Genomic DNA, 23,892 nt, shown 5'->3' on the forward strand with positions numbered 1-23,892 from the left:
GGGCAACACGCGGAATTATCAGACCCGCATGCCTCGGCCGTCTTTCGCAATGAACTGGGTTTGTCGGGAATCATCGACGGAAGAATCACGCGATACGGGCGCAGGGTGCGCCTGGTGCTATCGGCTGCGCCCTTTGCATCGCCTTATTTCAGACGCTCACGCACGAAGTCGATGAAGACCCTCAGCTTGCGCGGCAAGCCGTTTGGATTGTAGTAGTAGAGGTATAGCGCACCGCGCGGGATCCATTCGTCCAGCACATTCACGAGCCGGCCCGTATTCAGGTACGGCTCCACGAGACGGTGCTGGAGGTAGCCGAACCCAAGGCCATCGAGCGCGGCCTGTAGCAGGAGATCGTTATCGTTGGTCGCCACGCGTCCCGTTACGGCAATGCTGATCTTCTCTCTGTCTTTTTCGAATTCCCAGCGATAGAGGGCCGCTGTGTCGGCGCTCCGGTAGTTGATGCAGTCGTGCTTGAGCAGATCGCGCGGATGCGCGGGCAGCGTCTTGCCGCGCAGATATTCGGGCGACGCCACAACGCAGAAGCGCATATTGGAGACGATCGGCACCGCCACCATGTCCAGCGCCAAAACATGATCGTAGCGAATGCCGGCGTCGTAGCCCTTGCTGGCGATATCGACGAGACTGTTATCGGATATCACGTCGATTTTTATGTCCGGGTAGGCATTGAGGAAATCCTTTAACACCGGCGCGATGACGAGCGCGATCGACGCTCTCAGCACGTTCAGCCGCAGCGTGCCCATCGTGCCGCTGGATGCGCGGCCAACCTCGTTGAATGCGAGATCGAGTTGCTCCATCAAGGGCTGGATTCGCTTCAGAAATTCGCTGCCCGCTTCGGTCAGGCTGACGCTTCGCGTGGTGCGATTGAAGAGTTTCGTGCCGAGTTGGTCCTCCAGTCGCCGGATCGTGTAGCTTGCGACGGAGTTGGAGATACCGAGTGCCTGCGCGGCGGCGCTAAAGCTTTGTTGCTCGGCAACACGGGCAAACAGCGAGAGAGCGGAAAGATCCGAACCGTTCATTGCGCGATTTGATGGGATAAACGCTGCAAATTATGCACCCTTTTTATCACGCCTTTGAGTGGTGTCGAGTGGCGTCCCGGACCGACCGCGCACGCGATTCCCTCATACGCTCGTCAAGCAGGAGTGCGAATGCGTCATGCAACGCATTCGCACAATCGAGGAAAGCGTGGATCAGCCTTGCAAGAAGGCGAGCAGATCGGCATTGACCTTGTCGGCCTCCGTCGTGCACATGCCGTGCGACCCACCCGGATAAACCTTCAAGGTTGCATTCTTCACGATTTTCGCCGTCATCCGCCCTGCAACGTCGACCGGCACGAGTTGGTCGTCGTCGCCGTGAAGGACCAGCGTCGGCACATCGAACTTCTTCAGGTCCCCGGTGTAATCCACCTCGAACTGCTTGACGCATTGATATTGTGCCAGGATCGATCCGCCCATCGCCTCGCGCCAGAATTCGTCGATGGTGCCTTGCTCGACTTTTGCATTGGGCCGGTTGAAGCCGTAAAAAGCCAGCGCCAGGTTCTTGAAGAACACGGACCGGTTGCCTGTCAGGTTCTTGCGGATGCCGTCGAATGCGGACTCAGGCAAGCCGTCCGGATTGTTGTCGGTCTTGACCATGTATGGCACGACGGCGCTGATCAGCACGGCCTTGGCCACCCGCGACGTTCCGTGGCGACCGATATAGCGAGCGACCTCGCCGCCGCCCATCGAGTGGCCGACGAGCGTCGCCCCCTTAAGGTCGAGTGCGTTGACCACGGTTGCGAGATCGTCGGCGTAGGTGTCCACGTCGTTGCCCGACGCAGACTGGCCAGAGCGCCCGTGGCCGCGGCGATCGTGCGCGACCACGCGGTAGCCGTTGTGCACGAGGAACAGCATCTGGGCATCCCATGCGTCCGCGTCGAGCGGCCAGCCGTGCGAAAGCACCACCGGCGTGCCGCTGCCCCAATCCTTGAAGAAAATTCGCGTGCCGTCTTTGGCCATGACCGAGTCGGCGGCATGGCGGGAAGCCGCGTGCGTGTGACCGTTGCCGACGGTCGCTTCTGCCATGGCAACGGCCGGCGCCGCAATTGCCGCGACCGCCGCGCCCGCTCCCGCGGTCAACACGTGCCGGCGATCCGATGAATGGTTTGCGCTTGATGTAGCCACGATTTCCCCTTTTCTTCAGGACGATGGTTGAGGCGACCAACACACCATCATGGTATCGAGGCAAACGTTATCGTTCTTTCGGCAACGCACGCATTTTATTCACGGCACCTTCTTGACCCAGACGCCCTGCGCATTGACGAATTCGCGCAATCCGAAATGCGAGAGTTCCCGCCCATATCCGCTCTTTTTCACGCCCCCCACCGGAAGGCGCGGATTCGAAGCGCTAAATCCATTCACGAACACGCCACCGGTTTCGAGCCGTCTGGCGATCTCACTCGCCTTCGCGGTGTCCGACGTCCACAGATTGCCGCTCAGCCCGTAGTCGCTCATATTGGCGAGACGGATCGCGTCCTCCAGATCGTCCGCCACCGTGAGCGCGGCGACGGGTCCGAAGATCTCCTCGTCGAACGCGGCCATTCCCGGCGCGACGTCGCCCAGCACGGTGGCCTCGTAGAAAAAGCCCGGGCCTTCGATCATCCTGCCGCCAATCAGCACTGCCGCGCCGCTCGCAATCGTTCTGACGACCTGGTCATGCACGCCGTCACGAAGATCGCTGCGCGCGATCGGCCCGATCGTCGTGGCGGGATCGAGTGGATTGCCGGCCTTGACTCTTGAGGCAGCGGCGACGTATTTGCGCGTGAAGGCTTCCGCAATCGGCCGCTCCAGGATAAACCGCTTCGCGGCGAGGCATACCTGCCCCGCATTCTGAAAACGCGCCTCGATGCCGACTTCCACTGCACGGTCGAGATCGGCGTCCGCGAGCACGATGAACGCATCGGCGCCGCCGAGTTCGAGGAGACTCTTCTTGAGCGCCTTGCCCGCGATCGACGCCACCGCGGACCCTGCCCGCATGCTGCCCGTCACCGTCACGGCTGAGGTGCGCGGGTCTTCGATCACCCGCGCCACCCTCTCGTTGCCGACGTGCAGGATGCCGAATGCACCCTTCGGAAATCCGCTCGCCTCGAAGGCTTGCTGAAGCGCATATGCACAGCCCATGACGTTCGGCGCGTGCTTGAGGATAAACCCGTTGCCCGACAGCATGATGGGCGCCGCTGCGCGCATGACCTGCCAATACGGGAAGTTCCACGGCATCACGCCGAGCACCGTGCCGATCGGCAGAAAGGACACGTACACGCGATCGCCGGTATCCACGGGCGCGGGTTCGTCGGCCAGAATCGCGGGACCGTGTTCGCTGAACCAGTCCACCGCCGCCGCGCACTTTTCGACCTCGGCACGCGCGGCGCCGATCGTCTTGCCCATCTCGCTCGTCGCCAGCAGCGCCAGCGGTTCGAGTCTTTCACGCAGTGTCGACGCGAGCTGCCGGTAGCAGGTGACGCGTTCCGTCAGCGTCGTGGCGCGCCAGCGCCTCGCAGCGGCCGCATTCTCCGCCAGCATCTGCTCGACTTCGTCAGGCCGCTGAAGCGGGTAGGTCATGATGACCTCGCCCGTTGCCGGATTGCGCGATACCGATGCGTCCTCCAGTGCCGCCACGTCACTCTTCATCGTCGTCTCCACGATAACGTTGAACACGCAACTTTCCCGATTGCCGCTCATATTCACGCATGCGCGCACATGCCCTGGCGCGCCGCGCGCCCGGCCCAGAGCATGTTACGTCCAGTGTCTTCCGGGCGCTTTTCAAAGCGCACGGGAAAATGCGCAAGCGCCCGATATACCCTTCGCTCAAGCGGTTTGCGTAACAGGCAACACGAATTCGAATGCCGCACCGGGCTCTTGCGTCGACAGCAAGGCCAGTGCGCCGTCGTGCGCCTGAATGATCGAACGGCAGATCGACAGCCCCATGCCAATGCCTTCGTCCTTGGTCGAAAAAAATGGCTCGAACAGCCGCTCTCTGGCGTCGGGGGCGACGCCCGGTCCGTTGTCGCGCACGACCACACGCAGTTGACCCGCGTTCACCGCCTCTGCCGAAACGGTGATCGCCCGCATCTGCGTATGAACCGCTTCGAGTGACTCGATGGCATTCAGAATGAGGTTGATCAGGACTTGCTGGATCTGCACGCGATCGCCCGAGACCTCTGGCAGTGCATGCGAGACGGCGTAATCGATCGTGATGTGTCTCGTGTGAAGGTCGCGGGCGAGCAGGGTCAGCGTCTCTTCGATAACCTCCGTGATCGAAAATCGGGTCTTCTGCGGCAGTCCGTTCTTCGAGAGCCGGCGTATGCGCGCAATGACGTCCCTGGCGCGAGTGGCATCGCGGATGATTCTGTTCATGGCAATGCTTGCCTCATCGACATCCGGCTGATCGCGGTGCAGCCAGTGCAATGCCGCGGTCCCGTAGGTCACGATGGCGGAAAGCGGCTGATTCACTTCATGCACGATGGACGACGTAACCTTGCCGAGCGCATGCACCCGCGCCAGGTGCGCAATCTCCGCCTCGGCGCGGCGCAGGGCTTCCTTGCGCCACTCTCGCCCGGTCACGTCCATGCTGCTGCACAGGTAGTACAGGTCACCGCTTTCGCTTCGTCGCCCCTCGCCGACGGTACGAAAGTATCGTATTGCATCCTCGTCAACGACTCTGAACTGCACGTCGAAATCCTGTCGCTTCTCTATCGCCCCGGAAATCACCGCTGAAACCCGTGGCCTGTCGTCTGAATGCATGGCGTCCAGCAAGCCGCTGATCGTTTGTTTTGGCGTCCCTTTCGCGACGAGTCTGAGCATTGCCCCGATTTTCAGAGCGGGGCTTATTTCACCGGTTTCAATATTCCACCACCAACTTTCCGTCTCGCTCAGTCTCTGCACTTGAGCAAGCATGGATTCGATCTCCTCCAGCCGCGCTTGCACGTGTATCCCCTCCCGATTCCCGGCGCGCAAACTCCCGGAGCGTCGCCCGGCTTCAGGCAGACGGCCGCGCGACGACCCGATCAATACATCGAGCCACGCGAGCAATTCCGCAAACTGCGCCGGATCGTCATCGCGCCCGGCCGCGCCTTCGCCTGGATCTCGTGCGCGCTCGCTTGCGGACGCCGGCTCACTGATCAGAAGAATCGGTATCTCGCTGCTCGAACTCCGCAGTGTCGAGACCACACCGATTCCGGCAACCGTGCCGGGCAGGTTCCGGTTCCAGATGATCGCATCGTAGGTTTCAATGGCAGCGAGAAAGATTCGCTTGCGCCCGGTTTCGGCGAATTCCACGCAATGGCCGGCCTTGAGCAACCCAGCCTCGAGATGACGGGCAACGCGAACATTGTCTACCGCGAGCAGCACATTCATTTTCGCCCCAGCTACTGTCACCCTGGAATGCTCAACAGCCCGTCTCAATGCCTATCGCCGCGCTATCAGGTCGATCTCGCCTGCCTCGGCGAGCTTGCGGCGGGCGTAATGGCGCGTCGTCTCCAATAGCCGGTAGCGCACGTAGTCGCCGTCCTGTTCGACCGTTACCCATGACTTCTCGACCAGGCTCGCCAGCGCGGCGCTGACTCGCGACGCCCGAGCTTCCTCGTCGGCCGCAACCGTAATGGCCGAATCGAGGCTGAACGCGCCGGCGAACACGCCGAGGCGCCGCAAGACGAGACGCTCGACTTCGGTCAGCGATTGATGGCTCCAGTCGAGCGTCGCCAGCAAGCTCCTGTGCCGCTGCGCGCCCGTACGCTGACCGCTGCCGAGCGCAATGAAACGGTCGTCGAGCTGGGCCAGCAGTTCGCGAACGCAAAATGCATCGAGACGCGCCGCCGCCAGTCCGATCGCCAGCGGAATGCCATCGAGCCGGCGGCAGATTTCGGCGACCACGGGCGCGTTGTCGTCACCCAGCGCGAAGTCGCTGCAGCGAGCCGCCGCCCGCTCCGCAAAGAGCTGGATTGCCGGGTACTGAAGCGCTTCGTTCGCGCTGAGCCCCGCCGATTCGACCGGACTCCCGAGCGGCGCGAGCCTGTACACTTTTTCTCCGGTCGCACGAAGCGGTTCGCGGCTCGTGGCGAGAATTCGCATGCGCGGCGCCGCCGTGACCAGCCGCCCTGCGATGGCCGACGCGGCTTCGACGACATGTTCGCAGTTGTCGAGCACGAGCCACTGCGGACGGCTGCGCGCGCAAAGGTAGGTCGAGAGCGCCGAGGCGATATCGCTTGAATGCGCGGTCAAGCCAACCGCGGTCGCGATCGCGCACGGCACCAGGCGCGGGTCCGCAAGCGCGGAAAGGTCGACGTACCAAACGTCGTAGTGGGACGTTTCAACGATCGATCGGGCGACCGCCAGCGCGACGCTGGTCTTGCCGACGCCGCCCTCGCCCGTCACCGTCATGATGCGCGTACACGGCAGCCGCGCGAGAATGGCTACGATGTCCGCCGTGCGGCCCACCAGCCGCATGAGGCCGGCGGGCACGTTGTGCGCGGCGCCCTGGCGTTCGCGGGGCCGCGCGGTGTCCGCGAGAGGCGTCCTCGCTCTCACGGGCGCCACTAACCGATAACCCAGCCCCACGACCGTCGCCAGATAGCTTTCACCGAGGCTCGTTTCTCCGAGCGCCTTGCGCAAGGCGGCGATTTGAACCTTGAGATTGCCCTCGTCCACGACGGACCTCGGCCAGGCGCGGGCCATCAACTCCTGCCTCGTCACGACTTCACCGGCATGCTCCACCAGCACCGCCAATAGCTCGAGGGCACGGCTTCCAATCCGCACGCGCGATTCGCCGTCGAGCAGCAGCCGCCGCGCCGGCATGAAAGTAAACCGTCCGAATTCAAACACCGAATCGAATACTGCGCTCGCGCGGCTTGCCTCATGACGCATAGTTCCCTCAGCAAGCGAGAGCTCACGCGTCGCGCCATCAATCGTTAGGATTTCGAAAGCAGGTTGAACACAAGGCGCACGCCATTCTGAAGGCGCGCCCGCCGCTTCCTCTGCCTGGCACGTAAGGACGATCTGGCTCATGGCGCTACACGGAAAAAATCACGCTGCCATGTTAGGCCGGCGCAGCTATGCAGAAGGTGGCCGAAACGTTAATCTTATTTAAGGCGACATCTCAACCTTTTCGCATCTCAGTAGCCGCGCGAGTTTGGTCCGGCGAGGCGGCTACGTTAAAAAAATTTAATCTGCGGTCGAAGCCTCACCCGCGTGCTGCGCGCGATAATAAGTGGCCGAAGCGGCAGGATTCCGGGCGCCCGCCCGCCGTGCTTCAGTGGTCTGTGTGACAGCGCGCGTCTGGCGCTCGTTGCGCTGACCGCGAGTAATGGACATGAAAATTCTCCTGGTCGAAGACAATCAGCAGGTGGCAGGCTTCCTGAAGAAGGGCTTGCACGAAACCGGCCATGTCGTCGACTGGGCGGACAATGGCCGCGATGGCATGGCACTCGCAATCGGGGAGGCTTACGACGCCATCATTCTCGACCGCATGCTTCCCGGCGGCATCGACGGGCTCGGCATCGTTGCGGCGCTGCGCGCGTCGGGCAACAAGGTCCCGGTGCTGATCCTGAGCGCACTCGACGAAGTGGACGAACGCATTCGCGGCCTGAAGGCGGGCGGCGACGACTACGTCGTGAAACCGTTTTCCTTTGGCGAAGTCGTGGCGCGGTTGGAGGCGTTGGCGCGGCGCAGCCAGGACAATCACTTTGATACGACCCTGAAAGTCGGGGAACTCTGCATGGACCTTCTCTCGCGCAAGGTCACACGCGACGGCAAGGCGCTCGTCCTCAAGCCTCGCGAGTTCAAGCTGCTCGAGTATTTGATGCGCCACGCCGAACAGGTCGTGACGCGCACGATGCTGCTCGAAAACATCTGGGAATACCATTTCGATCCGCAAACCAATGTCATCGACGTGCACGTGAGCAAGCTGCGACAGAAGATCGATACCGGTTATGAGCGCTCCATGCTCCGAACGGTCCGCAATGCGGGTTACATGCTGACGGCCAATCCTTGAATCGAGGCGTCTCTCGCGAGGGCGCAACCATGAGGCTGACGGACTACGATCGAACGAACCTGAGCGACGACGGCCAGTTCGTCCTCTCGCGCCTGCGCAGCCATGGGGAAAGCCAGAGCTGGCTCACCGTTACGCTGTCCGCCTACCGGCCGCTGCCCGAAAGCCAGGAGCGTCTCGAACGCGCCTACCGGATGCGCGCCGCGCTTCAGGACGCGCGTGTTGCCATGCCGCATTCGCTGCTGCAAGACCATGGCAGCGTAACGCTCGTGCTGGAGGATCCCGGCGGCATCCCCTTGCGCACCGCGCTCAAAGGCCCGTTTCCGCTCGAACGTTTTCTCGCCGTCGCGACCAATCTCGCCGCGGCGCTCTGCACGCTGCACGACCGTGGGCTCACGCACAACGACATCCGGCCGGGCAACATCCTTCTCGATGAGCAGACGCAGGAAGTCGCCCTAACCGGTCTCGGCCTCGTTTCCCCCGAGCCGCGCGAGCGCCCCGTACGCAATCTGCCCATGCTCGCGAGCGAAGCGCTCGCCTATCTTTCTCCCGAACGCACGGGCCTGATGAACCGATGGTCCGACTCGCGCGCCGATCTTTATTCGCTGGGCGTGGTCTTCCATGAAATGCTCACGGGTCAATTGCCCTATCGCGCCAGCTCGCCTTCGGAATGGCTGCATTGTCACACCGCGCAAATGCCCATCCCCGTTTCCGAATGCATGGGCGCCGCCGTGCCCGACCCGGTTGGCAACATCATTGCGCGCTTGCTGGCCAAGGACGCCGCACAGCGTTACCAGACCGCAGAGGGGCTCGCGCATGATCTGCGCTGTTGCCTCGACGCCTGGCGCCAGTCAGGCCGCATCGAATCGTTCGAGCTGGGCGCGGCCGATTCGCCCGATCAGTTGCACTATCCGTTTAGGCTTTACGGCCGCGAAAAGCAGGTCGAAATGCTCGAAGCGGCGTTGAGCCGAGTAGTCCGGCACAAGGAGATCGTGCTTGCGCTCGTGTCCGGCTATTCGGGAATTGGCAAGTCGACGCTCGTCAACAGCCTGCGCGCGACGTCGGCGTCCAGCTCGCGCGGATGGTTCGCGTCCGGCAAGTTCGAGCGCTACAAGCGCGATATTCCCTACGCCACGCTCGCGCAAGCATTCCAGGACCTGATCCGGCAGGTGATCGACGGCAGTCCCGCCGCGCGCGAAGGCTTGCGCGCGCGTCTCGTCGACGCGCTCGGCGCAAACGGCGTGCTCATGACCAGCCTGATTCCCGAACTCGAACAGATCATCGGGCCGCAGGCGCCGGTTCAGGAGCTTCCGCCCCAGGACGCGCGCACGCGCTTTCTCGCCGTCTTTACGCGCTTCATCGGCGCGTTTCCGCATGAAGGGCGGCCACTCGTGCTGTTTCTCGACGACCTGCAGTGGAGCGATGCCGCCACGCTCGCCTTGCTCGAACGACTATGCGAGTCCGACGTGCGAAATGTGCTGCTGGTCGGTGCGTATCGGGACAACGAGGTAGGATTCACGCATCCTCTGAGACAGTCGATCGATTCCATCCGGCAGACCGGGACGCATGTCGATGAAATCATGCTCGCGCCGCTGCAATTCGACGACGTTTCGCGACTGATCGGCGACGCGCTCAAGACCACGCGTGCCGAACTGCGCGACTTGAGCAAACTGGTCTTCGAACGAACGGGAGGCAATCCGTTCTACGTCGTGCAGTTCCTGAAGTTCCTGAGCGACGAGCATCATCTCGTGTTCGATCGCGAACGCCGCATCTGGCTTTGGGACAGCGACCGGTTGCGCGCGGCCAGCTTCGCGCAAAGCATCGTCGATCTGATGGTGGAAAAGATCGAACGGCTACCGGCGCCAACCCAGCAACTGCTCACGCAGTTCGCCTGCCTGGGCGGCCGCGCGAGTTCTGCGCTGCTCGCGCGCATCAGCGGCATGACCGGGTCCGATGTGGAGGCGACACTCGCCGGCGGCGTGGAAGCGGGTTTGCTTTATCGCCGCCGCGATGGTTTCGCTTTCGTGCATGACCGGGTGCACGAAGCGACCTACGATCTGATTCACGAGGACGAGCGCGCGCGCGCCCATTTGCGCATCGGCCGCATTCTCGCCGCGCAGGCGCCAACCGACGAGGAGCGTGACGTCTTCGAAATCGTCAACCAGTACAACCGCGTCCTCGCGCTCATCGATACCTCGCAGGAGCGCGAACGGGTCGTCGATTTCAACCTCGAGGCCGGGCGACGCGCTCGCGCCTCATCGGCGTACGGCTCGGCGCTCACCTACCTTTCCGTCGGCAGCGAACTGCTGGGCGAAGATGAATGGGATCATCACTACGCGCGCAAGTTTCTGCTGGAAACGCAGCGCGCCGAATGCGAATTCCTGACCGGTGCCACGGAAAGCAGCAAGGAGCGGCTCGCGATGCTCGATCAGCGCGCACGCACCCTATGCGACCGCGCAGCCATCACGTTCCTGCGCATCACGCTCTATACCGCGCTCGATCAGGTCAACGTGGCTGTCGAAACCTGTCTGAGCTATTTGCGGCATGTCGGTATCGACTGGGTCGCGCATCCCGGCCGCAGCGCCGCGCGCGAGGAATACGACCGGCTTCTCGATGGCATCGCCAACGCACCGATCGAAGCGCTCGTCGATCTTCCGTTGCTCGGCGACACGGAAATGACCGCGACGATGAACGTGCTCACGGCCGTGTTGCCGCCGGCCTTCTTCAGCGACGAGAATCTCGTCTGCCTCGTGCTTTGCCGCATGGCGAATCTGAGCCTCGCGCATGGCAACAGCGACGCTTCATCGCTCGGCTATGCCTATCTCGGCATGGTTGCGGGACCGCTATTCGACGATTACGACGCCGGCTACCGCTTTGGCCAGCTCGGGCTCGCGCTCGTCGACAAGCGCGGGCTCGACCGGTTCAAGGCGCGCGTCTACATGTGTTTCGCCTATCACGTCACGCCGTGGACCAAGCCCATCCGCACGGGCATTCCGCTGCTGCGCCTCGCCTTCGAAGCCGCGAGCGAAGCCGGCGACCTGACCTATATCGGCTTTAGCAGCTGCTGCACGGTCACCACGCTGCTCGCCGCCGGCGAGTCGCTAGGCGAGGTGGAACAGGAGGCAATACGGCGCCTGCAGATCGTCCAGGCGGCAAAGTTCGGCCTGATCGTCGATATCATCACCGCGCAACTGGCCTTGATCCGTTCGCTGCGCGCGGGCACGGCCGATTCCGGCGACGAACACGGTCCCTTCTGCGACGATGCGTTCGAACGGCGCCTCGAAAGCGACCCGAGCCTCGCAATCGCCGCCTGCTGGTACTGGATACGCAAGCAGCAGGCGCGCTATCTGGCCGGCGACATCCGGAGTGCGATGGATGCCGGCAACAAGGCAGCGCCGCTTTTGTGGACGTCCTCCGGGCATTTCGAAATGGCCGAATTCCAGTTCTTCGCCGCGCTCACGCGCGCACGCTGGCACGCCGAAGCCCAAGGCGACGCGCAAGCGGAGAATCTGGAGAAACTTGCGGCACACCACTATCAACTCGAACTGTGGGCCAGGCACTGCCCGAGTAATTTCGGTAGCCGCGCGGCCCTGGTGCGAGGCGAAATCGCCCGGCTCCAAGGCCGCGATTTCGAAGCAATGGGCTGCTACGAAGAAGCCATCCGGCTCGCACGCGAATATGGTTTCGTCCACAACGAGGCGCTCGCCCAGGACATTGCCGCGATGTTCTACCTGGAGCGCGGCTTCACGACCATTGCCGGCATGTATCTGCGCAATGCGCGGCTCGACTGGCTGCGCTGGGGGGCGATTACGCGGGTAAAAGAACTCGACAGGCGCTATCCCGAGCTGCTTCGCGAGCAGGCGGCATACGGACCGACTCCGGACACCGTAGCCGGCCATATCGACGTCGACACCGTCATGAAGGCCTCTCAGGCGATCTCGGCCGAGCTCGTTCCCGGCCGCCTGATCCATACGCTGATGACCATCATGCTCGAACACGCCGGGGCACGGCGCGCCCTGCTCGTTCTGCCGCGCGAGGAAAAGCTGTGGATCGAAGCCGTGGCCGTGGCGACGCGCCAGGGCACGGACGTGAGCATCGAGCGCAAGCCGGTCTCGCCGCAGGATCTGGCCGAGGCGGTGCTCCATGAAAGCATCAGGATGCGCCGCCAGGTGCTGATCGACGATGCTTCGGCGGATGAAGCCTTCTATGCCGATGAATATTTCGTCGCCAACCGTTCGCGCTCGGTGCTCTCGCTGCCGCTCGTCAAGCAGTCGAAACTGATAGGCGTGCTGTACCTGGAAAACGAACTCGCGCCCGGCGCATTCACGCCGGCAAGGCTCGCCGTGCTCAGGCTGCTTGCCTCGCAGGCGGCGATCTCGCTCGAAAACGCGTCGCTCGAAGAAAAGCAGACGCTGCTCGCCGAAAAGGATGCCCTGCTGCACGAAGTGCATCATCGCGTCAAAAACAATCTGCAGCTCATCAGCAGCCTGCTGAACCTGCAGGCGGAACGCGTCGAGGACAAGGCCGTCGCCGAGCTGTTCGCGGACAGCCGCAATCGCGTGCGCTCGATGGCCATGGTTCACGAAAACCTGTACCGCGCGGGCAACTTCGCGCGCATTCCGATGACGGTCCACGTGAAAACGCTATGCGGTCACCTTGCGCGTGTCTACGACATGGGACGGCTGGGCGTCGACATGCAGATCGCCGTCGACGACGTCCAGCTCGACATGAATCGCGCCGTCTCGTGCGGCCTCATCATCAACGAACTCGTCTCCAACGCGCTCAAGCATGCTTTCCCCGCTCAGCGCGGCGGCGTGCTCAACATCGGCCTGCGCGCGCTGGACGGTCATCGCTGCGAATTGCGCGTGGCAGACGACGGCGTGGGACTCGCGCCGGAATTCTCTTTCGAGCGCGACGAAACGCTCGGCCTGCGGCTCGTGCACGATCTCGTGCTGCAGTTGCGCGGCAGCGTGGACGTCAGCCAGCAGCAGGGCACCACATTCACGATTCATTTCGACGCCGCCGAACCCTGATCGACACTCGCCATGACCGCACGAATCTTGATCGTCGAGGATGACCGGATTGTTGCGCGAGACATCGCACAGCAACTGACCCGCAGCGGCTACCGCGTGGTCGGCAGCGCGGTGAGCGGCGAAGAAGCGGTTGCGCTCGTGGCGCAGGCGCAGAACGGCCTCGCGCCCGAACTGGTGCTCATGGACGTGCGGCTCGAAGGCAAGCTCGACGGTATCGACGCGGCGCGCCGGATTCGCGAACTGTGCGACGTGCCGGTGGTGTTTCTCACCGCCTACGCCGACGACGAAACCGTTCAGCGCGCCACCCAGGCGGAGCCGTTCGGCTACGTGCTCAAGCCGTTCGACGACATCCAGCTGCGCACCGTCGTGGAGATGGCGCTCTACAAATATCGCGCCGAACGGCGCCTGCGCGAGAGCGAGCAACGCTACGCCGTCACGCTTTCGAGCATCGGCGACGGTGTGATCGCAACGGACGCGGCCGGGCTCGTGACCTTCGTGAACCCGGCAGGCGAGGCGCTGGTCGGGTGGCGACGCGAAGAAGCGGCCGGGCGGCCGCTCGCCGGAGTGTTCCGCCTGCTCGACGAACTCACGCGCGCCCCGATTGCGGACCCGATGGCGGCGGCGCTGCGCGACGACCGCGAGAGCGGGCTGCCGGCGCGCGCCATCCTGCTCACGCCCAACGGCAGCGAAATACCGGTCGAAAGCACCGGCACGCCCATGACCGACGAACGCGGCGAGACCATCGGCGTCGTCATCGTGTTTCGCGACGTGACGCAAAAGCGCCGCGCCGAGGAAGCCGGGATTCTGCGCGAGACGAATGCCCGGCTCGAAATGGCGATGTACGGGTCGAACGTGGGCGTGTGGGAAATCGACATGCCTGAAGGCGACTACAAGCGGGGCTTTGCGCGCTTTTCGAATATCTACGAATGGCTCGGCTTCGGGACGCCACAGGCGCGTCTCGACTATGAAGCCTACATGAGCGTTCTGCATCCCGACCATCGCGCGAGCACCGACCGCGCCATGGCGACATTTCTCGCGGACAGTCATGGCATATTCGAAATCGAGAACCGGCTGCGGCATCGCGACGGTACCGACCGATGGGTGCTGGTTCGCGGCACCGCGCGGCACGATGCGAGCGGCAAGCCGGTGCGCTTCGTCGGCAGCATCGTGGACATCACGCAGCTCAAGCAGACCGAGCAGGCGCTGCGCGCCAGCGAGGAGCGCTTTCGCGGCACGTTCGAAAACGCCGCCGTGGGCGTCGCGCACTGCGATCTGGACGGCCGCTTTCTGCGCGTCAATCAGCGCGCGTGCGAGATCGTCGGCCGCGAGCGGGACACACTGCAGCACATGCGGCTGCACGCGCTCGTTCACGTGGAGTATCGGGACGCCAGCGAGGAGAAATTCCACCTGTTGACGGGAGGGAAAATCGCCCATTACTCGGAAGAAGTGCCCCTCGTGAACGCCGACGAGGCACTGATCTGGGTTAGCCTCTCGCTCGCGCTTCAGCACGGCACAGCCAGCGAGCCCAGTCACGTTATCGCCATCATCCAGGATATTTCGGCGCGCAAGGCGCTCGAAGAAACGGTGCGGGTTGCCAAGGAAGCCGCGGAATCCGCCAACCGGGCCAAGGACCAGTTCCTTGCGAACATCAGCCATGAACTGCGCACGCCGCTGAATGGCATTTTGGGCTATGCGCAGATGCTGTCGCGTGATTCAGGGCTCGATGCGCGGCAACTGGCCGGCGTCGGCGTGATCGAACAGAGCGGCCACCATCTGCTCACGCTCATCAACGATATTCTCGACTTCACCCGTCTTGGCGCAGGCAAGCTGGAGCTTCAGGTGACAGACGTGTCGCTGGGCGCATTTCTCGAAACCATCGCCGAGATCGTCGGCGTGCGCGCGCAACAGAAGAATCTCGTGCTCGACTACGTTCCGGCGCTGGACCTGCCCGCCGTGGTGCGCGTGGACGAACGCCGTCTGCGGCAGGTGCTGCTCAATCTGCTCGCCAATGCGGTCAAATTCACCGATCGCGGGGCAATCCGGCTTTCCGTGAGGCGCGGCGAAGCCGACCGGCTGCGCTTCGACGTGCATGATACCGGCGTCGGCATCAGCGCCGATCGGCTGGAGGCGATCTTTCAACCGTTCGAGCAGGCGGGCGATCATGTGCGGCGCACCGGCGGCGCGGGGCTCGGTCTCGCGATCAGCCGGCAGCTCGTGCGCATGATGGGCGGCGAGATCTATGTGACGAGCACCGTGGGAGAAGGCAGCACGTTCTGGTTTGAACTTGCAGCGCCCGCTTCCGCACTGGAGGTCGATGCGCGCGCAACGAGCCTTGAAAGCGGCCGTCTGGACGGCGCAGGACGGCGCATTCTCCTCGTCGACGACGTGGCGACCAACCGGCGCCTGCTCGCCGACGTGCTGGAACGCACGGGCTTCGACGTGATCGAAAGCACGGACGGACGCGACGCGCTCGAAAAAATCGTCTCGCACAAACCGGATCTGATGATCCTCGACACGGTCATGCCCGTGATGGGCGGCATTGAAGTGCTGCGCAACCTGCGCAAGTCAGTCGATCTCGCGGCCATGCCCGTTATCGTCGTCTCCGCCGACGCATCCGAACAAAACGCGCGCGCCAATATCGAGGCGGGCGCGAGTCTCTTCCTCGACAAACCGATCGATCTGGCCCAACTGCTCCAGTCGATCGCCGGTTTGCTCGGCATGACACTCCAGCAAGCCGCGTCGCAATCCGACAAGGCGGGCCACCCGGAGCAGCCGGCCCAGCCGATCGTCGTGCCGCCTCAAAGCGAACTCGCGCAGTTGCACCGTTACGCATTGCTGGGCTCCATGCGCGATATCCATCGGCACGCCGATCACCTCGTGGCACTGAACCAGCGATACGAACCATTCGCCGCGCGTTTGCGGCAGCTCGCGATGACCTATGAATCGCAGGCCTTGCTTTCCTTGATTGAACGCTATCTCAACGGTGAAGGGAAAGGACAATGGGAGAAATAAAGAGCGATGACGCTCCCGTGGTGCTCGTCGTGGACGACACCGCGGCGAATCTGGGTCTCGTCGTCGAAACGCTCGAAGCCGAAGGTCTGCGCGCGGCGGTGGCGCGTGACGGCCAGGAGGCGCTGCGCCGCGCCGAAATTGTCAAGCCCGATCTCATCCTGCTCGATGTCATCATGCCGGGGCTCGACGGATTTCAAACCTGCCGCGCGCTCAAGGAGAATCCGGTCACACGCGATATTCCCGTCATCTTCATGACGTCGTTGTCGCAGACCGAGGACAAGATCAACGGCTTTCGCGTGGGCGCGATGGACTTCGTCACCAAGCCGCTGCAGATGGAGGAAGTCGCCGTTCGCGTGCAGACTCATCTCAAGCTTCGCGCACTGCAACGCACGCAGCAGGAGCAGAACGTGCGGCTCGAAGAGGAGATCAAGACACGCATTCGCGCGCAGGATGCCTTGCTCGAAGTGCTCGGCGCGGTCAAGCACGTCTCGAACGCCATCGCACACGACCTGCGCACGCCGCTTGCCGAGCTGCGCTCGCGACTCGAAATCCTGATGCTCGGACTCAAAAAGAAAGGCGACGACGAGACGTTGAATCAGCTCGAAGTGGCCGTCGCCGACGTCGACCGTGTCATCGGCATCTTCAATGCGCTGCTGCGCCTCGCCGAGATCGACGCCGGCGTGCGCCGCTCGGGGTTTGTCGAAGCCGACCTGACCGCCATCGTTTCCGATGCGGTCGAGTTCTATCAGCCCGTCGCGGAGTTGCGCGGCATATCGCTCGCGCTCCATTTGCGCAAGCAAGGCGAGCTGATGGCCGTCGTCGATCCGCTGTTGATGGCGCAGGCGATCGGGAATCTCATCGACAACGCCCTCAAGTTCGCGCAGGAAAGCGGCGAGGTCGCGGTTTCACTCGGCGAGACCCCGGACTCGATCGAGATTACGGTTGCCGACGACGGCCCCGGCATCCCCGTCGCCGAGCGCTCCAGAGTCACCGAACGCTTCTATCGGGGCGACCGCAGCAGAGGGACGCCTGGCGTCGGCCTGGGGCTCGCGCTCGTCAAGGCCGTCGCCACGCTCCATCAAGGCGCGCTGGTATTCGCCGACAACAATCCGGGCCTCGCTGCCACCATGACGGTGCGAAGAGTGGAGTGATCCGCGCTTAGCGCGACGAGGCCCGGCGTCTCGCGGCCGATCATGCCAGATCGAAACGGTCGAGGTTCATGACCTTCGCCCACGCGGCCACAAAATCGCGCACGAACATTTCCTGCCCGTCGTCGCTTGCATAGACTTCGCATAGCGCGCGCAATTGCGCATTCGAACCGAAGACGAGATCGACGCGTGTGCCGGTCCATTTCAGCGCGCCCGTCTTGCGATCACGCCCTTCGAAGACATCCCGCGCGGGCGAACGTGGCGTCCATTCCGTATTCATGTCGAGCAGATTGCGGAAGAAATCGTTGGTCAGCGTCTGCGGTCTCCCGGTGAACACGCCGTGAGCTTCCGCTCCCGAATGCACGTTCAGCACGCGCAGGCCGCCGATCAGCACGGTCATCTCCGGTGCGCTCAACGTGAGCAATTGCGCCTTGTCGATCAGCAGGTGCTCGGCAGGTACGCTGCATGTTCCCCTCAGGAAGTTGCGGAACCCGTCGGCGTACGGCTCCAGTGCTTCGAACGCGTGCGCATCGGTTTGCGCCTGCGAGGCGTCCATGCGGCCCGGCGCGAACGGCACGGTGACATGGTGGCCAGCGTCTTGCGCCGCCCGTTCGATGCCCGCGCCGCCCGCCAGCACGATCAGGTCTGCCAACGATATTTTCTTGCCGCCGGCCTGCGCGTCGTTGAATGCGCGCTGAATGGCTTCGAGCGATTCCAGCACTTGCGCCAGCTGCGCAGGTTGATTCGCGGCCCAGTCCTTTTGCGGTGCGAGACGGATGCGCGCACCATTGGCGCCGCCGCGCTTGTCCGAGCCACGAAACACCGACGCGGACGCCCAGGCCGTCGAAACCAGTTGCGAAACAGAGAGCCCCGAGTCCGCTAACTTCTGCTTGAGCACGGCGATGTCGTTCTCGTCGACGAGTTCGTGGTCGACAGCCGGAATCGGGTCCTGCCAGATCAGTTGTTCGGTCGGCACCTCCGGTCCGAGATAACGCGCGCGCGGCCCCATATCGCGATGCGTGAGCTTGAACCAGGCGCGCGCGAACGCATCTGCGAACCGATCGGGGTTCTCCATGAAGTGACGCGAAATTTTCTCGTACGCCGGATCGAAGCGCAGCGAGAGGTCCGTAGTGAGCAAGGTCGGCAACAGCTTCTTCGACGGGTCGTGCGCGTGGGGAATCATGGCGCTCGCGTGCTTCGCGACCCATTGATGCGCGCCGGCCGGGCTCTTCGTCAGTTCCCACTCGTAGCCGAACAGGTTCATGAAGAAGCCCATGCCCCATTGCGTTGGCGTGCCCGTCCACGTGACTTCCAGACCGCTCGTGATCGTGTCGGCGGCGTTGCCGGTGCCGAAGCTGTTCTTCCAGCCCAGGCCCTGGTTCTCGAGACTCGCCGCTTCCGGTTCGGGACCGACATGGCTGGCCGGCGCGGCCCCATGGGTCTTTCCGAACGAGTGGCCGCCTGCGATCAGCGCGACTGTTTCCTCGTCGTTCATCGCCATGCGCGCAAAGGTTTCGCGTACGTCGTGCGCCGCGGCCACCGGGTCGGGGTTGCCCTCCGGTCCCTCGGGGTTCACGTAGATCAGACCCATCTGTACGGCGGCAAGCGGATCTTCCAGTTGTCGCCCGCTCGCCGCGCGGGTCGCTTCCTCGCCGTGGATAGCCGCGTCGGCCACGACCACGCCGTCTTTGCTGTCGTCCCGCGGGGCAGCGCCCTTGCCATAACGCAGGTCCCCGCCGAGCCAGGTCTTTTCGCTTCCCCAATAGACGTCCTCGTCGGGCTCCCACGTATCCTCGCGGCCCGCACCGTAGCCGAACGTCTTGAAGCCCATGGTTTCGAGCGCAACGTTGCCGGTCAGGATCAGCAGATCGGCCCAGGAAATGTTCTGGCCGTATTTCTGCTTGATCGGCCAAAGCAGACGTCGCGCCTTGTCGAGGTTCGCGTTGTCCGGCCAGCTATTGAGCGGCGCGAAACGCTGCTGGCCGCGCCCAGCGCCGCCGCGACCGTCACCCGTGCGGTACGTGCCGGCGCCGTGCCACGCCATGCGGATGAAGAACGGTCCGTAGTGGCCGAAGTCGGCGGGCCACCAGGCCTGTGAGTCGGTCATGAGCGCAGCGAGGTCCTTCTTTAGCGCCGCGAAGTCGAGCTTCCCGAAGGCGGCGGCATAACTGAAATCAGGTCCCAACGGGTTCGATCGGCTCGAGTGCTGGCTCAACAGATCCAGCCTAAGCCGATGCGGCCACCATTCGAGATTGTTGGTCCCGTCTCCCGCCGCATGGGTGAACGGACACGTTGCATCGGTTGACATGCGCTACCTCCTTGCGGGTCCAGATTGATGCGCCGGTTTTCCGGCGACATGCCCTATTTGCTGCGAATCGCTTCGACGAGACATCGCCATTGGCCCGACGCCTTCGGGTCGCTCTCGTGACTGCATTGACAGGTGCCGACGCTCTCCAGGCGCCCGTGGGCTTGCTCATCCGTCGCAGATTCGGCGTCTTTCTTCGCCGTGGCGCACGCCTCGACCCGGCTCGCGCCGAGCGCCTCATAGCTCGTGACGGAATACGCTCGAACCGGTCCTGCGGCGCATGCCAGCGTCACGCTCACGGCCACGATGGAACGTCGCAACTTCATGTCGGCACTCTGAGATTCCGGAAAGTGTGGGCTGTCCCGCTGGAATCTAAAGCAGTTGGCGCAACACCCCCTGCGTACAGTTCGGATCGGCAAGCCATGCAGATCGATAACCGCGCAACGCCCGTGCAACGGCGAAACGCGGATCGGACTAGACTGCGGGAACTGACCATGAACCCCAGGAGAGCGTCATGAAGGTCTTGCTTATCGGCGCGAGCGGTCGCACCGGCCGGTCGGTCGCGCAAAAGCTGCACGCTGCAGCCATCCCTTTTCGGGCGCTGATACGCAACGCTGCCAAAGCCGACGAATTCCACCGCCTCGGCGCCGATACGGCAATCGCGGACCTCGATAGCGACTTCTCGCAGGCTTTCGAGGGAATCGACGCCGTGGTCTATTCCGCCGGTTCCGCCGAAACCGAAGGCGCGGATCAGGAGCGTCAGATCGACCGCGACGCGGTCATTCACGCGGCGAACTACGCGACGCAGCGAGGCGTGCATCGCTTTCTCGTCGTCAGCGCGTTGCTGGCGTTCGATCCGAAACGCGCGCCGGATGCGCTGCGCCATTACGCCGAAATGAAACAGGCGTCCGACGACTACGTGATTGCCAGCGCCCTGGAGTACGTCGTATTGCGGCCCGGCCAGCTGAGCGTGGAGCCCGGCGTCGGCACGATCCAGATCGTCTCGGACGTGGGATCGCCGCACGCCCCGGTGGCGCGCGAAGACGTTGCCGAGGTCGTCGTCGAAGCGCTCAAGGCGGGCCTCTCGCGCAAGGTCATCGGCTTCGCGGGCGGCAAGGATCCGATCGCCAGCGCACTCGCCGCGGTTTGACGACTTCAGTGCAAAAGCGAAATAACGCCTCGTTTTACGGAAGCAACGACAGGCACTCCCAAGTCACAATGAGATCTCCTCGATGTCCCCTCAGCGCCCGCCACCGGGCAAGGAGAAAGTCATGAAGATTCTGGTAGTCCTGACGTCGCACGACCAACTGGGCAATACGGGCCGCAAGACGGGCTTCTGGCTGGAGGAACTGGCCGCGCCGTACTACGTGTTCAAGGACGCGAACGTGGAACTGACGCTGGCGTCGCCCAAGGGCGGCGCGGCGCCGCTCGATCCCAAGAGCAACGAACCCGCGAACCAGACCGACATGACTCGCCGCTTCGAGGCCGACGCCAGTGCGAAAGCGGCGCTCGCAAGCACCGCGATACTCAAGGACGTTGCCCACGACGCGTTCGACGCCGTTTTCTACCCGGGTGGTCACGGTCCGATGTGGGATCTCGCCGAAGACGCGGATTCGATCTCGCTCATCGAGCGCACGATAGGCGCAGGCAAGCCCGTCGCGCTCGTCTGCCATGCGCCCGGCGTGCTGCGTCACGTCAAGGGGGCGGACGGTGAACCGATGGTCAAAGGCAAGCCGGTGACAGGCTTTTCCAATTCCGAAGAAGCGGCGGTCGGTTTGACACACGTCGTGCCATTTCTCGTGGAAGACGAACTCAAGGCAAAGGGCGGCAATTATTCGAGCGTCGCAGACTGGCAGCCGTACGTTCTCGAAGCCGGGCTGCTCATCACGGGGCAAAATCCGGCATCTTCGGGGCCAGGCGCTCACGCCTTGCTGAAGAAGTTGGACAGCATGAACAAATAGGCCCAGCAAAATAAACTGGTTCGAAAAGCCCAAGGCCACCACGCACAGCCAAGAGCGATTCGAACCAGATTCGGAATCGATCAAGCGCAAAGGCGCAAACGCTCGTCAATTCCCTTCCTCGTGCAGACTGAGTTTGCTCGTGACGCCCGTGACCCCCGCAACCTGACGCGCCGCATCGATCGCGGTGCGCTCCTGGGTCGGATCGTTGATCAGCCCGACGAGCACCACCTTGCCCGTTCCCGCATTGGCAAAAACGATGATGTCCGCCTCGCCAAGGGCGCGGTCCTTATAGATCGCGCGCTGCACGGTGCGTGCGAACTGACGATTCGCCTCGCGCGCGGATGACTTGCTTGATGCCTTCTGCACAGCATCGCCATTCGCCTCGGCGCCCACCATACCCGACGACTCGACCGCGTTCTGCGCAAAAACCATCGACGAAAACAGCAGTGCGAAACACCCGGTCATTACCGTTTGAAACTTCATCGCGGCACCTCCATTGTTGGGTGAAACGAAATCCAGATGAATCCGCGTTGATACTACGCCGCACGTCATCGAGGTTCTTTCGAAAACATACGAGGGATTGCGGGGATGAACGGTAGTGCCCGATATTTCCTGTTCGCACGTTTTGCACAGGCGCACTGAGCGCGGCGCCGTTTCGGGGAAGCGCCTAACCTGCGAGCAGACATCACCGATTTGTTGGTCGGGAGAGCCAGATGGATACCAAGCCGAATACCGCGCGCTCACAAACACGTTCGCTCGTCATCATCGTGCTTGTCGCTGTGGTGCTCGTCATCGCGTTTTGCTTCACGGCGGGCTGGCTTTCTCCCGGCCGGCTGACGCCGGCCAAACTCATCGACGCGCTCGCGCCGCCCGGTGGAGCGGCGCCCGGATTCCGACGAAATCACGCCAAGGGGATCTGCTTCACGGGCGTTTTCGAGTCCAGTGGCGCAGCGGCGTCCGTTTCGAAGGCGCCGATGTTCGTTGCCGGCACCTATCCCGTGACCGGGCGTTTCAATCTCGGCTCCCCCGATCCCAAGGCGGCGGATGCGGCGGTTCGCGTGCGCGGGCTCGGCCTGCGCGTCGTCGCGCCCGACGGCAGCGAGTGGCGCTCGGCGATGATCGATGCGCCGTTCTTCGCGGTGTCGACGCCCGAGGCGTTCTATGCGTTGCTGCAGGCGTTGGGAAAGAAGGACGACCCCGACGCGATGAAGCAGTTCATAGCGGCTCACCCGGAGTTCCCCGCGTTCGGCGCGTGGCTCACGAAAACGCCGATGACGTCCTCGTTTGCCGAAGAGCAGTTCAACAGCCTCGACAGCTTTGTGTTTACCAATACGGCCGGGCAGGACAGCACGGTGCGCTGGTCCTTCGTGCCTTCTGCGAAGCCTGAACTGCTCACTGCCGACCAGTTGAAGCAGCGCGGGCCCAATTTTCTCGACGCGGATATCGTCCAGCGCGTAGCCAATGCGCCGCAACGATGGACGATGATCGTCACCGTCGCCAATCCCGGCGACCCGAGCGCCGATCCGAGCAAGGCGTGGCCCGACGATCGCCGCAGGATTTCAGCTGGCACCCTGGTCGTGCAAGCGATCGAGCCGGAAGCCGATGGCCCGTGCCGCGATCTCAACTTCGACCCGACGGTGCTTCCACCCGGTATGCATGTCTCGGACGATCCGTTCCCTGCGGCACGCTCGGCCGCGTATTCCGTGTCGTTCAACAGAAGGACCGCCGAAGCCGGCGATTATCCCCATGCCGCCGCGGCAGGAGTCGCACAATGAACCCGACCGGCCAACGATTCTCGGCGCTGCAGCGCCTGCTCCACTGGCTCATGGCGCTTGCGATTCTCGCCATGCTGTTCATCGGCGTGGGGATGGTGTCCACCATACGCCCCGATCATCTCACGCTGCTTTCCATCCACAAGCCGCTCGGCATTCTGATTCTCGTGCTCGCCCTGATTCGCCTTGCGGTAAGACTGGTAAAAGGCGCGCCGCCGTTGCCCGCCGGGATGCCGCCCGTCATGAAGCTCGCCGCGCATCTCTCGCATCTTGCCTTCTATGTTTTGATGATCGCGTTGCCGCTGCTCGGCTGGAGCATGCTGTCCGCCGGGGACTATCCGGTGGTGGTTGCCGGCGTGCACTTGCCCCCCATTGCGCCGCACAGCGACACATTGCACACGCTGTTCTGGAATTCGCACAAATTTCTCGCGCTACTGTTCTTCTTCATTATCGTCGCTCATATCGCTGCCGCGCTTTTGCACGCGCTGATCCGGCGCGACGGCGTATTCGAAGCCATGGCGCCGTGGGGCGACACCGTTTCGGGCATGCCAGTCGATAACGGCCTCGTCGCCGGCAAGACCTCCAGCCGCAACTAGGTCACGGCGGCACACCGGCATGCCCGAG

General features: G+C 63.3%; 16 protein-coding genes. 8 read left to right on the forward strand and 8 right to left on the reverse strand.

Annotated elements, in window-relative coordinates; all coding sequences use genetic code 11:
- Positions 1 to 143: 143 nt before the first annotated feature.
- The 5 genes from AB4Y40_RS07030 to AB4Y40_RS07050 all read right to left on the reverse strand — a co-directional run bounded on the left by AB4Y40_RS07030 (position 144) and on the right by AB4Y40_RS07050 (position 6,914).
- Positions 144 to 1,037: a LysR family transcriptional regulator gene (locus tag AB4Y40_RS07030; protein ID WP_368687021.1), complete on the reverse strand. Its 894-nt coding sequence runs from the start codon at positions 1,035 to 1,037 to the stop codon at positions 144 to 146.
- A gap of 171 nt (positions 1,038 to 1,208) precedes the next feature.
- Complete coding sequence (locus tag AB4Y40_RS07035; RefSeq protein ID WP_368687119.1) at positions 1,209 to 2,015, reverse strand: alpha/beta fold hydrolase; 807 nt, start codon at positions 2,013 to 2,015, stop codon at positions 1,209 to 1,211.
- Positions 2,016 to 2,279: 264 nt separating this feature from the next.
- The gene (locus AB4Y40_RS07040; protein ID WP_368687022.1) at positions 2,280 to 3,710 is read right to left on the reverse strand and encodes an NAD-dependent succinate-semialdehyde dehydrogenase; all 1,431 of its coding nucleotides are present in this window, start codon (positions 3,708 to 3,710) and stop codon (positions 2,280 to 2,282) included.
- Positions 3,711 to 3,860: 150 nt separating this feature from the next.
- Positions 3,861 to 5,408 carry an ATP-binding protein gene (locus tag AB4Y40_RS07045; RefSeq protein ID WP_368687023.1) on the reverse strand — a complete coding sequence of 516 codons (1,548 nt, stop codon included), beginning with the start codon at positions 5,406 to 5,408 and terminating at the stop codon, positions 3,861 to 3,863.
- A gap of 51 nt (positions 5,409 to 5,459) precedes the next feature.
- A complete protein-coding gene (locus AB4Y40_RS07050) occupies positions 5,460 to 6,914 on the reverse strand; it encodes a winged helix-turn-helix domain-containing protein (protein WP_368687024.1) in 1,455 nt (484 codons plus the stop codon).
- 445 nt (positions 6,915 to 7,359) lie between these two features.
- Here AB4Y40_RS07050 and AB4Y40_RS07055 point away from each other — a divergent pair, with 445 nt between their 5' ends.
- Genes AB4Y40_RS07055 through AB4Y40_RS07070 form a run of 4 tightly spaced genes read left to right on the forward strand, consistent with a single transcriptional unit; the run spans position 7,360 to position 17,233 of the window.
- Complete coding sequence (locus AB4Y40_RS07055) at positions 7,360 to 8,040, forward strand: response regulator transcription factor (protein WP_368687025.1); 681 nt, start codon at positions 7,360 to 7,362, stop codon at positions 8,038 to 8,040.
- A 29-nt stretch (positions 8,041 to 8,069) separates the two neighbouring features.
- A complete protein-coding gene (locus AB4Y40_RS07060) occupies positions 8,070 to 13,070 on the forward strand; it encodes an AAA family ATPase (RefSeq protein ID WP_368687026.1) in 5,001 nt (1,666 codons plus the stop codon).
- A gap of 12 nt (positions 13,071 to 13,082) precedes the next feature.
- Positions 13,083 to 16,082 (forward strand): PAS domain S-box protein, encoded by a 3,000-nt coding sequence (locus AB4Y40_RS07065; RefSeq protein ID WP_368687027.1) that lies wholly within the window; start codon positions 13,083 to 13,085, stop codon positions 16,080 to 16,082.
- A complete protein-coding gene (locus tag AB4Y40_RS07070; RefSeq protein WP_368687028.1) occupies positions 16,070 to 17,233 on the forward strand; it encodes a response regulator in 1,164 nt (387 codons plus the stop codon). The genes AB4Y40_RS07065 and AB4Y40_RS07070 overlap by 13 nt, the downstream gene beginning before the upstream one ends.
- A 40-nt stretch (positions 17,234 to 17,273) precedes the next feature.
- On the opposite strand, the gene katG is transcribed toward AB4Y40_RS07070, so the two are convergent.
- Positions 17,274 to 19,538 carry a catalase/peroxidase HPI gene (gene katG / locus AB4Y40_RS07075; protein WP_368687029.1) on the reverse strand — a complete coding sequence of 755 codons (2,265 nt, stop codon included), beginning with the start codon at positions 19,536 to 19,538 and terminating at the stop codon, positions 17,274 to 17,276.
- A gap of 53 nt (positions 19,539 to 19,591) precedes the next feature.
- Positions 19,592 to 19,861, reverse strand: coding sequence for a hypothetical protein (locus AB4Y40_RS07080; protein ID WP_368687030.1), 270 nt, complete (start codon positions 19,859 to 19,861; stop codon positions 19,592 to 19,594).
- 188 nt (positions 19,862 to 20,049) lie between these two features.
- On the opposite strand from AB4Y40_RS07080, the gene AB4Y40_RS07085 reads away from it, so the two are divergent.
- Positions 20,050 to 20,685, forward strand: a complete 636-nt coding sequence (locus AB4Y40_RS07085; protein ID WP_368687031.1) for an SDR family oxidoreductase — start codon at positions 20,050 to 20,052, stop codon at positions 20,683 to 20,685.
- Between the two features lie 121 nt (positions 20,686 to 20,806).
- Positions 20,807 to 21,496 (forward strand): type 1 glutamine amidotransferase domain-containing protein, encoded by a 690-nt coding sequence (locus AB4Y40_RS07090; RefSeq protein ID WP_368687032.1) that lies wholly within the window; start codon positions 20,807 to 20,809, stop codon positions 21,494 to 21,496.
- A 105-nt stretch (positions 21,497 to 21,601) separates the two neighbouring features.
- Here AB4Y40_RS07090 and AB4Y40_RS07095 read toward each other — a convergent pair whose 3' ends face one another.
- Positions 21,602 to 21,979: a BON domain-containing protein gene (locus AB4Y40_RS07095; RefSeq protein WP_368687033.1), complete on the reverse strand. Its 378-nt coding sequence runs from the start codon at positions 21,977 to 21,979 to the stop codon at positions 21,602 to 21,604.
- Between the two features lie 230 nt (positions 21,980 to 22,209).
- Between AB4Y40_RS07095 and AB4Y40_RS07100 the strand changes: the two genes are divergently transcribed.
- Entirely contained in the window at positions 22,210 to 23,271 is a 1,062-nt protein-coding gene (locus tag AB4Y40_RS07100; RefSeq protein WP_368687034.1) for a catalase family peroxidase, read from the forward strand.
- On the forward strand, positions 23,268 to 23,864 hold the full coding sequence (locus tag AB4Y40_RS07105) for a cytochrome b (protein ID WP_368687035.1): 597 nt from the start codon (positions 23,268 to 23,270) through the stop codon (positions 23,862 to 23,864). The genes AB4Y40_RS07100 and AB4Y40_RS07105 overlap by 4 nt, the downstream gene beginning before the upstream one ends.
- The last annotated feature ends 28 nt before the right edge of the window (positions 23,865 to 23,892 follow it).

Source organism: Paraburkholderia sp. EG287B (assembly GCF_040965595.1).
Classification (GTDB): Bacteria; Pseudomonadota; Gammaproteobacteria; order Burkholderiales; family Burkholderiaceae; genus Paraburkholderia.